This is a genomic window from Caldisericia bacterium (assembly GCA_021158845.1).
Classification (GTDB): domain Bacteria; phylum Caldisericota; class Caldisericia; order B22-G15; family B22-G15; genus B22-G15.
Genome location: JAGGSY010000032.1, coordinates 1 through 13106 on the forward strand (window position 1 = coordinate 1; position 13106 = coordinate 13106).

A 13106-nucleotide genomic window follows, 5' to 3' on the forward strand; every position below is an offset into this window, starting at 1 on the left:
CCTTGGTAAAGGGATAATTGCTTCATCCATTGGACTTATATTAAAGAGTATGGGTAAAAAGGTCTCAATGCTAAAATTCGATCCCTATTTAAATGTGGATGCAGGTTCCATGAATCCATATCAACATGGTGAGGTTTTTGTAACGGCAGATGGGGGTGAGGTAGATCTGGATATTGGACACTATGAAAGATTTTTAAATAAGAATATGACAAGGATAAACAATGTTACAAGTGGTAATCTGTATAAAAGTATAATTGAGAAGGAAAGGAGAGGAGATTTTCTTGGACAGACCATTCAGGTTATTCCCCATCTTACTCACGAAATAAAGGAAAGAATTAGACTTGTTGGAGAGAGAGAGGAGAGTGATGTCGTTATAGTTGAGATTGGGGGAACTGTTGGTGATATAGAGTCTCTCCCTTTCCTTGAAGCAGCATTTGAGTTTAAAGGAGAGGAAGATTCCTGTTTCTTTCATGTTACATATGTTCCATATCTTGAAACCACCAGGGAGTTTAAAACAAAACCCACACAACATTCTGTTAAGGAGCTTAGAAGTATAGGAATTCACCCCGATGTCCTTTTCTTAAGATCTAAGATGAAGGTTGGTGAGGAAGAGAAGAAGAAAATCTCCAAGTATCTTGGAATACCAATTAAAAATATATTTGGGGTAGAGAATTTATCTTCTCCATATTTTGTTCCAGAACATCTGCTCAAGTCAGGTATCAATGATACTCTTCATGAGCTTGGCTTTAATGGTAAAAGAGTGGATTTGTCAGAGTGGATTAAATTTACAGCATCTTTAAAGAGAGGAAGAGAAAAAAAGAAGGTCGGAATAATTGGTAAATATGTAACTTTGAAGGATTCTTATATATCACTTGAAGAAGCTATACTTCATGCAGGAGCAAAGGTAGGGATTGATCCAGAGATTGAATGGATTTCCTCTGAGGAGATTGAGAAGGGAAAAGAAATTCCAAAGGATACCCACGGAATCATAATTCCAGGTGGTTTTGGAAAGAGAGGGATAGAGGGAATGATTATGAGTGTGAAATATGCAAGAGAGAATAAAATTCCCCTTCTTGGAATATGTCTTGGTCTTCAGATAATTATAATAGAGTTTTTCAGAAATAGAGTTGGATGGAAGGATGCACACTCTACAGAGTTTGACAAGGATACAAGTCATCCTGTTATAGATTTACTTTCCTCCCAAAGAGAGATTGAAATGCTTGGGGGAACTATGAGGTTAGGAGAAGGAGAGATTATCATAGAGGAGGGAAGTTTGGCTGAAAAGATATATAAAACAAAGGTTATTAGAGAAAGACACAGACATAGATACACATTTAATCTCTCATATCTTAACGTCTTAAAGGACTATGAGATGGATGTATCTGGAAGGTCAAGACAGGGAGAGGTTGAAATAGTGGAGGTTAAGAACCATCCATTCTTTATAGGTGTTCAGTTCCATCCAGAGTTCTCCTCCAAACCACTCAACCCAAATCCTCTATTTGTCTCTTTTCTCAAGCATCTCTAAAACACTTCTAAAATAGTCTGGCAGAGGGGTCTCAAAACTCATAAGTTCTTTTGTCCGTGGATGTGTAAATACAATTTTTTTAGCATGGAGGAGTTGACCTTTTAAATTAAACTCTGAGACCCCATACATTTTATCGCCCACTATAGGATAGCCAATATATGAGAGATGTACTCTTATCTGATGAGTTCTTCCAGTTTTTAAGGAAACTTCAAGAAGTGTGTATCCCTTAAATCTTTCTATAACCTTAAAGTATGTAAATGCCTCCTTTCCTCTTAAGGAGGGAGTAACCAATTTTTTACCTGTGAATCCCTTAAGTAGCGGTATCTCAATCTCTCCCTCATCTTCAGAGACTTCTCCCTTCACGAGAGTCCAGTAAATTCTCTTTATCTTCCTCTCTTTTAGATTTCTTGAAAGAATTCTATGCGAAAAATCATTCTTTGCCACAATCAAGAGTCCAGATGTATCTCTATCAAGTCTGTGAACAATTCCAGGTCTTAATACACCTCCAATACCAGATAGATCCTTTGAGTGAAAGAGAAGTGCGTTAACAAGAGTTCCTGTTCTCTGTCTTCCAACAGGATGTGTTAGCATTCCTTGAGGTTTGTTGACCACTATTATATCCTTATCCTCATATACAATCTCTATGGGAAGGTCTTCAGGCTCAACATCAAGTTTTCTTGGAGAGGGTATAATTACCTCTACTATTTCATCTCTCTTTATTTTATAGGAGGGTTTGTTCTTCACCTCCCCATTCACAAGAACCTTACCAGATTTTATAAGTTCCTGAACATAGCTTCTGCTTACTCTATGCATTTGCCTCGTGAGGAAGGAATCAAGTCTCTCTCCCTCTTCTCTTATTCTAAATGTTAAATGCCTTTCTTCCATAGGTAGAAAATTGCAATGATTATACCAATTGTGATGTAGGAATCTGAGAGGTTAAAGACAGGAAAATCAAGGACATGGATGAAGTCTATTACTGAACCATATATAACCCTATCAAGGAAATTCCCAATCACCCCTGAAAGTAAGACTGTAAGAATAATAGTTATAAACGGATCCTTCTTTAGATACCTTAGGATAAAAAATAGTAAAACCCCTATGGCAACTATTGATAGTCCAAGAAAGAAGACCTTACCTCTTGGAAAGAACCCGAATATACCTCCAGGATTCTCAACCCTGGTGATTTTTAGAAAATTACCAAACAATTTAATTGTTTCTCCATATGAGAGGTTTTTAATTATAAGATATTTGGATATTCTGTCCAGAGAAACCAATACTATAAAAACAATCAAGGCAGTCATCCTTATAAATATATCATATTTTGCACTTAAGAATCTTTTTAATTATCAGTAGGTTACTTATGGTTAACTTGACAAAATCCTTTTATATAATATAATGAACAATGTTCATGAAAAAAGAAGAGATATTTCAAGTTGCCAAGGAGATTTTTCTAAAAAAGGGATACAGCGGCATGAATATGAGAGAGATTGCAAAACTATCAGGGGTCTCTATAGGTACCCTATACAACCTTTTTGGTTCTAAAGAGAATCTCTCTCTCATGATAATGAAGGAGAACTTTAATAAGTTCTTAAAGGATCTTGAGACAAGAGTTAGTAACTGTAGAAGTGATGAAGAAAAGGTTAAAATCATTCTTGCTGCTGTTAGAGAGTTTTTAATCCTACATGAGAAATCCTTTAAGGAAATAATGATCTCTCTTATAGCAAAGGGAGAGAGACCCTTTAGATCATTTAAAAGGAGGGATATTCTAAATAAAATTGTGAAATCTATGTTTAACATTGAGGATGATTATCTCTCCCAGTTTATAGGGGAAATTATAGTTCTACAGGCGAGGAAAGATCCCTCAACAGATGAGAAGTTTTATAAAATTTTTAAGAAATTGATAGAGGAGGAACTATGAAGGAAATAATCAAGGTTACATCTTTAAAAAAGACCTATAAAAATGGAACTGAAGCAGTAAAAGGAATCACCTTTTCCATAAATGAAGGTGAGATATTTGGATTCCTTGGTCCCAATGGAGCAGGAAAAACTACCACCATAAAAACCATAATAGGTTTACTGAAACCAACAGAGGGAGAGGTTTTTGTGAATGGTATAAATGTTAAAGAAAATCCTTTTGAAGTTAGAAAGCTTATTGGATATGCATCTCAGGAAACAGGAGTTGATGATAATCTCACAGGGGAGGAGAATTTGAGGATTCAAGCTTCTCTATACCATATACCAGAAAAGGAATACCTTGAGAGAGGTATGGAACTTCTTAAAATGTTTGGTTTGTACGAGAGGAGAAAGGATCTTGTCTCTTTTTACTCAGGAGGCATGAGAAAGAGGCTGGATATTGCCTGTGCATTGATACACAGGCCAAAGATTCTTTTTCTTGACGAACCAACCCTTGGCCTTGATGTTCAAACAAGGGTGACTATTTGGGATTATATAGTTAAACTTAGAGATAATCACAAGATGACGATATTTTTGACCACCCATTATATGGAGGAGGCGGATGAGTTGTGTGATAGGGTGGCTATAATTGATCATGGGGAGATAAAGGCTCTTGATAAACCGGGAAAACTAAAGGAATTGATAGGAGGGGACATAATTACCTTTACTCTAAATTATACAAATGCAATAGAAGAGTTTTTGACTGCTGTAAAGGAGCTTCCAACGGTTAAAGATGTTAGAAAATTGCCGAGAGGAATTTTTCAGATTATAGTTTCTCAGAATGGGGATAGGCTGATTCCAAAGATATTTGAAATTTCAAAGGAGAAGGGTGTTGAGATTACATCCATAAGGCTTAAGAGGCCAACCCTTGACGATGTTTACCTCCATTTTACAGGTAGAAGAATAAGAGATGAGGAAGCAACTAAGGAGGATCATGTAAGAAGAAGAATAATGATGAGGAGGATAAGAAGATGATGGGATTAGTTTTGGATACATTTACAATATGCAAAAGGGAACTTATAAAGTATTTCAGACAGAAGACGAGAATAATTTTAACAATGATACAGCCTGTTATCTGGCTTGCGTTGATGGGAAACACCATGAGCAAGATAACCAATAACCCCTTTGCTTCACAATTGTTTGGCACAGGTAATTACCTTTCCTTTATGACCCCAGGAATTGTAATAATGACATCTCTATTTAGTGGTATCTTTGCAGGAACAAGCATAATCTGGGATAGAAGAATAGGATATCTGGACAAACTCCTTGCTGCTCCAATAAAGAGAGCATCCATTCCTTTTGGGAAGACACTTTCAGCTTCAATTCAGGGGGCACTCCAGTCTGCAATAATATTGTTTTTCGCGTATATTCTTGGTGTTAGATTTGCTTCTGGATTCCTTGGTGTGCTTCTGATAATTTTGATTTCCATGCTTTTCTCCTTCATCTTCTCTGGAATATCTCTAATTCTTTCTTCAACCATTAAAACCATTGAGACACTTACGGCTATTATAAACTTTATGACTCTCCCACTAATGTTCTCAAGCACAGCTTTATTCCCGTCCAAAGCTATGCCGGACTGGTTATCAGTTATTGCAAAGATTAATCCACTTTCCTATGCTGTGGATCCTATAAGGACACTTACTATAAAGGGCTGGGAATTTTCATCAATCCTACCAGGTGTTATCATCATACTAATTTTTGATTTAATTGTAGCCTTTCTATCATACTATGTGTTTAAGCGTCTGACAAGTGATTAATCTGTATGTTATAATTTATTAGGTAACCTGAAAAGAAAGGAGAGGAGTTTATGCACCATTTTGAGTTAACCTGGAATGGTGGAATGGAGTTTGTTGGAGCTACTGTCACCTACTCCTACGAAATTAAATCATGAAACACTTTGGAACCGATGGAATAAGGGGTATAGCAAATAAGGACTTAACCTCCGAACTTGCTCTAAAAGTTGGGAGAGCTGCTGGTTTGTTTTTTGACGGTGATATAGTTATTGCAAAGGATCCAAGACTTTCATCAGATATGCTTGAGACAGCTCTTATATCTGGAATTTTATCCACTGGAGTCAATGCTTATAGGATGGGAATACTCCCAACCCCGGCAGTATCTCTTATTCTCTCCACAAATGGAAAAAGTGGGGGAGCAATGATTTCTGCCTCTCACAATCCCATTGAGTATAATGGAATAAAATTCTTTTCAAAAGAAGGATTTAAGCTTAAAGAATCTGAGGAGGAAGAGATTGAAAGGTTAATGGAGGAGGAAAGACCTCTTCCTGTTGGAAAAGGTGGGAGACTTCTTGATTTCACTAAAGCAAAAGAAATTTATATTAATAAGATTCTATCCATGAACAGGATAAATCTTTCAGGTATTAAGATTGCAATTGATGCAGCATTTGGTGCAACAGCTACTGTAGTAGGTGAGATATTTAATAAACTTAAGGCAGAAGTTTATCTATTCAATGAAGAGCCGGACGGGGAAAGGATAAATGTTAATTGTGGTTCAACAAATCCAAAATTCCTATCAGAGAAATTGTTGGAAATAGGTGCTGATGTTGGCTTTACCTTTGATGGTGATGGTGATAGAGTAATAGCCATTGATGAAGAGGGGAAGATTGTTGATGGCGATGAAATAATGTTTATTCTTTCCAAGTATCTTAACCTTAGGAGTATAGTAATTACTGTAATGAGTAATTTTGGTTTGAGGTCTCTTCTTAAAAAATACAATATATCTTTCTACGAGGTTCCTGTGGGTGATAGGAATGTTTTATATAAAATGCTTGAGACGAACTCTCCCCTTGGAGGAGAGCAATCCGGACACATAATATATCTTCCACAAGGTAAAACTGGAGATGGAATAATAACATCCCTTTTAATCTTATCAGCGATGTTAAGAGAGAATAAGCCTCTATCTCTACTCACAGAAGAGTTTGTTAAATTTCCTCAGGTGTTAAGAAATGTAGAGGTTAAGAATAAAGAGTTGATTATGAAGGACGAGGAATTTTTAAGGGAGGTGATGCTATGGAATAAGAAATTAAATGGAAGAGGAAGAGTTCTTGTTAGGCCATCTGGTACAGAGAATTTAATTAGAATCATGGTGGAAGGAGAAAAGGAAGAGGAAACAGAGACTATTGCGAGTTTGCTTGAAGAGTCTCTAAAGAAGCGCCTGGCCCAGATGAATCTGGGTGACGAGGAAGGGGGTTACCCCTTTAAGGGGTGAAAATCGAGGTATTCGGCGGATGCCCCCAGGGAGTGTGCCCTCCCTAAAGATCTTCCTCAAAACCATGGGGTAACCTGTGGGACAAAGGGAAGGTCAGGCACGAGGAGGAAATTTATGTGTGGCATAGTTGGTTATATTGGAGATAGAGAGACTCTCCCCATAATCCTTGATAGTTTAAAAAGACTTGAATACAGAGGGTATGATTCTGCAGGAGTAGCCCTTCTTGGTGAAGACATCTATATAAAGAGAACCAAGGGAAGAATAAAAGACCTTGAGAAAAAGATTAACGGGACATACACAGATAAGAATTTTTATCTTGGTATAGGACATACAAGATGGGCAACACATGGAATTCCATCAGACTACAATGCACATCCTCATACTGACTGCAGTGGAGAGATTGTCGTTGTGCATAACGGAATAATAGAAAACTTTGATGAGATAAAGAAAGAACTTATAAATAAGGAACACAGGTTTACTTCTGAGACAGATACTGAAGTTGTTCCTCATCTTATAGAGGAATACTACAATGGAGATTTACTCTCTTCAGTTCTGGAAGCAGTAAGAAAACTTGAGGGTTCTTTCGCTCTTGCTATATTTTCAAAGAAAGAGCCAGACAAAATAATTGCTGTGAGAAAGGATTCTCCACTGATAATAGGTATAGGCGAGGATGGAAATTTTCTTGCTTCTGATATCCCTGCGCTACTTCCATACACGAAAAAGGTCATAATCATGGAAGATGGGGAAGTGGCAGTTATTAAAAAAGATAAAGTAGATGTGTTTAACCTTGATGGAGAGAAACTTAACAAGAGCATACTTGAAGTTTCGTGGAATCTTGAACAATCAGAGAAGAAAGGTTATAAGCATTTTATGCTTAAAGAAATAATGGAGGAAGGAGAGGTTTTAAAGGAGGCAATAAGGGGAAGAATTAAAAATGGGAGAGTCTTTCTTCCAGAAATAAGAGATCCCCATTTCTTTAATGATATTAAAAACATCTTTCTTGTTGCCTGTGGAACTGCCTATCATGCAGGAATGATAGGAAAGTATTTTCTTGAGGATATTCTCCACATTCCTGTTAGATGTGAGGTTGCCTCTGAATTCAGGTATGAAAACCCGAATGTTGGTAAAGATTCTCTGTTGATTCTTGTATCTCAGTCTGGAGAAACTGCTGATACCATTGCATCTTTAAGACTTGGCAAGAAAAAGGGAGCAAAGACTCTTGGAATTGTAAATGTTGTTGGTAGCACTGTGGCAAGGGAGTCTGATGAGGTTCTCTATATATATGCTGGACCAGAGATAGCTGTTGCTTCAACAAAGGCGTATGTTGCTCAGATTCTTGTGCTTTTACTTCTCTCAATATATATAGGTAAACTTCACGGAGCTATAAGTTATGATTTTGAGGAAAGACTTGTTGAGGATATTTTAAGGATAGGTAATCTCGCTCAAGATGTTCTTAAAAAGGATGAAGAGGCAAAGAGGATAGCAGAGAAGTTGGTAAATTTAAGAAGTGTATTCTACATAGGAAGACTCCTTGATTACCCTACTGCTCTTGAGGGAGCGCTAAAGTTAAAAGAGATTTCCTATATTCATGCAGAGGGATATCCAGCAGGTGAATTAAAACATGGTCCCCTTGCTCTCATTGAAAAGAGTGTCCCAACCTTTGCTATAACAACGGATGAAAGGATTGTGGAGAAGATGGTATCAAACATAAAGGAAGTTAAGGCAAGGGAAGGAAAGGTGTTTTCCATTTCCAGAGAAGACTTTGATGAGATAAAAGAGATTTCAGACGAAACAATTACCATTCCTAAGGTTCACAGATATCTTGCACCGATCCTTTCAGTTATACCACTACAACTTATTGCCTATTTCACTGCAGATATGAGAGGATTAGATGTGGATAAACCAAGAAATCTTGCTAAATCGGTAACTGTGGAGTAGAAAGATGGAGATAGAGGCAGTTGTTCTTGGTGGACAGGATAAACTTGAAGACTGGGTTAAAGAAGAAGGAGTGCCTCACAAGGCACTCCTTGATATTGCTGGAAAAAGGATGATTGATTGGATAATAGATGCATTAAAGGATACGCCTCAGATAAAGAGGATTATACTTATTGGGAAATCTGAAATTTTTTCTGAGGATATTAGAAAAAGGGTGGATGTATTTTTGGAAGACAGTGGAAGTTTTATGAAAAATATTGAAAATGTTTATAAGATTGCAAAGTATGAGTATTCTGTCTTTGTGCCTATAGATGTCCCATTGATTACTTCCCAGATATACACAAAAACTTTTGAGTTTTGTGAGAATTTTGAAAAAGGGTGCTATCTATATGTTCTCGTTAATAAAAAGAGAGATGTGGAGAAGAAATTCCCAGGGACAAAGAGAACTTACTGGAAACTCAAAGGGGGGTATTACAAGATTGGAAATATTCTTCCCATAAGAAGAGAACTCTATCCCTCTGCCATAAATTTTGGGTATAAACTCCTTAAGGCAAGGAAATCTCCTATCAAAATGGCATCCCTGTTTCCAATATCTTTTATGATTAAAGCTCTATTTCATCTTGCAACATTGAAAGATTGTGAGGTTGTTGTGTGTGATATTACAGAGCTTAGGGGAAGAGCTGTTCCAATACCTTTTCCTGAAATTGCTATTGATGTAGACAAGAAAGAGGACTTAATTTTTGTAAGAAAGATAATGGAGAAAATAAAAGATGAGGGAACTACCCCTTGAGTTAATGTTTAATGAGGAAGCTGAAATAGAAAAAATAACCAGATTTATAAAAACTTATCTGGATAAATTTGGAAGGAGTGGAGTTATATTGGGGGTGAGTGGAGGGGTGGATTCTGGTGTTGTATTGAAGTTACTTTTAAAGGCAGTTCCAAAAGAAAAGATACTTGCATTAATTTTGCCAGATAGAGATACTGAAAAGGAAAGTATTTCTCTTGCACTCTCTCTATTAGAGGAGAATGATGTATCATACAAAATTATAAATATCTCTCCGATACTTTCAAAATTTGGAATTTATAGGGAACTACCCTATTGGTTGCTTCCCACAAGAAAGATGAGGGAGAATATTACGAGGAAGTTTTACAATGATTATACAAAGAGATTTAAAAAATCTCCCTTCTTTCTTGGGTTAAAGGTTCCTGAAGAGTTATTAGAAGATAAGTGGTTTTTGAAAGGTATTGCATATCATAGAATAAAACATAGAATAAGGATGGTTACACTTTACTACTATGCAGAACTAAAAAACCTGCTTGTCGTGGGTACATGTAATAAAACTGAAAAACTCCTTGGATTCTTTGTTAAGTATGGAGATTCTGCAGTAGATTTAGATCCCATTGCCCATCTCTTTAAAACACAGGTCTTCAAACTTGCTGAAAGACTTGGTGTACCAGATGAAATAATTAATAGACCACCATCTCCAGATTTAATCCCTGGCATTACAGATGAATTTGCCATGGGTATGTCATACGAAGTGGTTGATAGGGTGCTTGTAAGACTTACAAAAGGAGAGAATCCAGCAGAAATAGCAAAAATTGTGAATCTTGATGTGGAAAAGATTAAAATCCTTAAAGAGGCAATGGAAGATTCACTACATATGAGATCTCTTCCACCCTCACTTGATTAGCCCTTCCTTTCAATATCAATTACAACTCCTTCAATTGTCCAGTAATCTGACTCTAAAGTGAGTATTTTACCTATTTTAAAGTAATCCTTCCCATACTTCAGATTTCTTGACTTAAATGTGAATTTAACGGTGACATCTACAATAACAGGCTCTTCAGCAATAACCACTCTTCCATCTGAGGTTTCCACCAATTTTTTAGAGGGTTCAACCTTTGGCTCCTCTATTATGCTTCCAAAGCATCTTCCAGATTTGTCTACTATTCTGTCTCCCTTCTTTACTGCCTTTGCAATTTCTGGGGATATCTGTGTTAATTTCATAGTGATGATGTAGTTATTTAGAGTCACCTCTTTTTTCAAAAACATGGGTTTTAGAAAGTAAAGTCCAACAGCAAGAATAAGTATAAATACTAATATGTCAAAGATGTTGAATAATCCAAATAGTTTGAACTTTAAAAGTTTATTGTTTCTTTCCATATCTTTCCTCCTAATTGTCTGATTTTTTCATGCAAATTGTAGTAACCTCTTTCAATGTGATATATCTTCTTTATTATAGTCTCTCCCTCTGCTCTTAATCCTGCAAGGACAAGTGCTGCACCAGCTCTAAGATCAGTGGCAGTTACCTCTGTTCCTATTAGTTTCGTAACCCCTTCTACAAATGCAGTTCTCCCCTCCACTCTTATCTTCGCACCCATCTTTCTCAATTCAGGAACAACCATAAACCTATTTTCAAATACAGTCTCTGTAATAAGACTGACTCCTTCAGCTATTGTTGCAAGAGCAAGCATTTGAGATTGTAGATCTGTGGGAAATCCAGGAAAAGGCATTGTTCTTATCTCAAACTTTTTAGGTCTCTTTTTAGCTATTACTCTTAAGATCTTTCCATTCTCTATTTTTATATTGACTCCAATTTCCCTCAACTTAAATACAAGGGGTATTATATGCTCAAATATGACCGGTTTTATAGTTATATCTCCTCCTGTAATGGCAGCTCCTATCATAAATGTTCCAATCTCAACTCTATCAGGAGATAGAGTAAAATCTGTGCCATGAAGTTTTTTTACTCCCTCCACTCTTATACATTTTGTACCTGCCCCTTCTATCTTTCCACCCATTGAGTTTAAGAAGTTTGCAAGTTCAACCACTTCTGGCTCCTGTGCGGCATTTTCAATAACAGTTTCTCCCTTTGCAAAGACAGAGGCAAGCAGTATGTTTTCTGTGGCTCCAACAGATGGATAATCAAGATATATCTTTGCTCCTCTCATCTTCTTTGCCTCTCCCTCTATTAGAGTGCCAAGAGCTCTAACATCTGCTCCAAGTGCCTTAAATCCCTTTATATGAAGATCTATTGGTCTTGATCCTATATGGCATCCCCCAGGGAAAGGGAGTCTTACCTTTCCAATACGGGAAAGAAGGGAACCTACGAGGGTTATACTTCCTCTTATTCTGCTTGCCTTTTCATCAGTGATTTCCCAGTTTAAATTTCCAGCCTCTATACTTACTGTCCCATCCTTTAGATGTTTTGCTTTTACACCTATCCCTCTTATCACCTCAATGAGGGTTCCCACATCAAGTAGTCTTGGAACATTTCTTATATAGACAGGTTCATCAGTGAGAAGACTTGCTGAGATAAGAGGAAGTGCTCCATTTTTTGACCCCTGTGCTATCACCTCACCTTTAAGTCTGTTTCCACCTTCTATTCTATATATTTCCATATAGATACTCCTTTATTATCTTTAATATTCTTTCAGATGCCTTGCCATCGCCAAAGGGATTGTTTTTAACCTTGGGTTTCCATCCATCTTTTATAATTCTTGTAGCTTCATCAACGATCCTTTCTCTTTTAGTTCCCACAAGAAAAACAAATCCACTTTCAATTGCTTCGGGTCTTTCTGTTTCATTCCTTAAAAGAAGCATAGGTTTTCCAAGGGTGGGTATCTCTTCCTGTATTCCGCCAGAATCTGACAAGATAAGGAAACTTCTTTTAATTAGATGTATGAAGTCTACATAATTTAGAGGTTCTACAATTTTTACATTACTTAAATTAGAAATTATGGGAACAATTTTTTCTCTGACTACAGGATTCTTATGCAATGGGAAAACAAAGTATACCTCTTCTGGGAATTTAAGTGCTATCTCTTTTATAGAGAGTGCTATATTTTTAAGTCCCTCATCCCAACTCTCTCTCCTATGGGCAGTAACAACTATCAACTTTCTATCTTCAGGGATTTTGAAGGGAAGAGGCTTATCTATTTTAAGAATTTCCATTACAGCATCAACAATGGTATTTCCTGTGACAAATATATTTTTCTCGTCCACTCCTTCTCTTAATAGATTCTCTTTGGCTGTTTCTGTTGGAGCGAAGTGCAGAGTTGCAAGCTTACCAACAAGGGTTCTATTCATCTCTTCGGGAAATGGGAAGTATCTGTTATGTGTTCTTAAACCTGCCTCCACATGGGCAATGGGAATTTTATGATAGAAGGAGACAAGGGAAGATACAAAAGTTGTTGTTGTATCTCCTTGAACCACAACAATGTCAAACTTCTCTTTTATTAAAATTTTATCCAATCTCTCAAGTATTCTCTCTGTTATATCCGATAGTGTCTGCCTTTCCTTCATGATATTTAGTGAATAATCTGGAGATATTTGAAAAATTGGAAATAGATCTTCAGCCATTTCTCTATGCTGTCCTGTAAAGATTATTTTTAATTCAATATCCTCCTCTTTCATAATTTTTATTAGAGGAAAGAGCTTTATAACCTCTGGTCTTGTTCCAAATAC

At 36.7% G+C, this 13106-nt stretch carries 13 protein-coding genes; 8 read left to right on the top strand and 5 right to left on the bottom strand.

The genetic code is table 11. The annotated features are described in order from the left end of the window. Positions 1–1525, top strand: a 1525-nt coding sequence (locus J7J33_01190; protein MCD6167908.1) for a CTP synthase, incomplete at its 5' end; no start/stop codon positions are given. Here the strand turns inward: J7J33_01190 and J7J33_01195 are convergent. Further along, positions 1496–2410 (bottom strand): RluA family pseudouridine synthase, encoded by a 915-nt coding sequence (locus J7J33_01195; GenBank protein MCD6167909.1) that lies wholly within the window; start codon positions 2408–2410, stop codon positions 1496–1498. The genes J7J33_01190 and J7J33_01195 overlap by 30 nt on opposite strands. Then, positions 2392–2817 carry a signal peptidase II gene (lspA, locus tag J7J33_01200; protein MCD6167910.1) on the bottom strand — a complete coding sequence of 142 codons (426 nt, stop codon included), beginning with the start codon at positions 2815–2817 and terminating at the stop codon, positions 2392–2394. The genes J7J33_01195 and lspA overlap by 19 nt, the downstream gene beginning before the upstream one ends. 116 nt (positions 2818–2933) lie before the next feature. On the opposite strand from lspA, the gene J7J33_01205 reads away from it, so the two are divergent. From J7J33_01205 to nadE, 7 genes are all read left to right on the top strand, one after another. Next, the gene (locus J7J33_01205) at positions 2934–3443 is read left to right on the top strand and encodes a TetR/AcrR family transcriptional regulator (GenBank protein MCD6167911.1); all 510 of its coding nucleotides are present in this window, start codon (positions 2934–2936) and stop codon (positions 3441–3443) included. Next, positions 3440–4453: an ATP-binding cassette domain-containing protein gene (locus J7J33_01210; GenBank protein ID MCD6167912.1), complete on the top strand. Its 1014-nt coding sequence runs from the start codon at positions 3440–3442 to the stop codon at positions 4451–4453. Before J7J33_01205 ends, J7J33_01210 begins: the two co-directional genes overlap by 4 nt. Continuing rightward, on the top strand, positions 4450–5235 hold the full coding sequence (locus tag J7J33_01215; protein MCD6167913.1) for an ABC transporter permease: 786 nt from the start codon (positions 4450–4452) through the stop codon (positions 5233–5235). The genes J7J33_01210 and J7J33_01215 overlap by 4 nt, the downstream gene beginning before the upstream one ends. Before the next feature lie 130 nt (positions 5236–5365). Further along, the gene (glmM, locus tag J7J33_01220) at positions 5366–6703 is read left to right on the top strand and encodes a phosphoglucosamine mutase (protein ID MCD6167914.1); all 1338 of its coding nucleotides are present in this window, start codon (positions 5366–5368) and stop codon (positions 6701–6703) included. 114 nt (positions 6704–6817) lie between these two features. Next, positions 6818–8641: a glutamine--fructose-6-phosphate transaminase (isomerizing) gene (gene glmS / locus J7J33_01225; protein ID MCD6167915.1), complete on the top strand. Its 1824-nt coding sequence runs from the start codon at positions 6818–6820 to the stop codon at positions 8639–8641. 4 nt (positions 8642–8645) lie between these two features. Continuing rightward, positions 8646–9428 carry an NTP transferase domain-containing protein gene (locus J7J33_01230; GenBank protein MCD6167916.1) on the top strand — a complete coding sequence of 261 codons (783 nt, stop codon included), beginning with the start codon at positions 8646–8648 and terminating at the stop codon, positions 9426–9428. Between the two features lie 4 nt (positions 9429–9432). After that, on the top strand, positions 9433–10329 hold the full coding sequence (nadE, locus tag J7J33_01235; protein ID MCD6167917.1) for an NAD(+) synthase: 897 nt from the start codon (positions 9433–9435) through the stop codon (positions 10327–10329). On the opposite strand, the gene J7J33_01240 is transcribed toward nadE, so the two are convergent. The 3 genes from J7J33_01240 to wecB form a co-directional block, all read right to left on the bottom strand. Then, positions 10326–10802: a DUF4330 domain-containing protein gene (locus J7J33_01240; GenBank protein ID MCD6167918.1), complete on the bottom strand. Its 477-nt coding sequence runs from the start codon at positions 10800–10802 to the stop codon at positions 10326–10328. The two genes, nadE and J7J33_01240, sit on opposite strands and share 4 nt — an antisense overlap. Beyond that, positions 10778–12040 carry a UDP-N-acetylglucosamine 1-carboxyvinyltransferase gene (gene murA, locus J7J33_01245; protein MCD6167919.1) on the bottom strand — a complete coding sequence of 421 codons (1263 nt, stop codon included), beginning with the start codon at positions 12038–12040 and terminating at the stop codon, positions 10778–10780. The genes J7J33_01240 and murA overlap by 25 nt, the downstream gene beginning before the upstream one ends. Beyond that, the coding region (gene wecB, locus J7J33_01250; GenBank protein MCD6167920.1) for a UDP-N-acetylglucosamine 2-epimerase (non-hydrolyzing) at positions 12027–13106 on the bottom strand (1080 nt) is incomplete at its 5' end. The genes murA and wecB, both read right to left, overlap by 14 nt.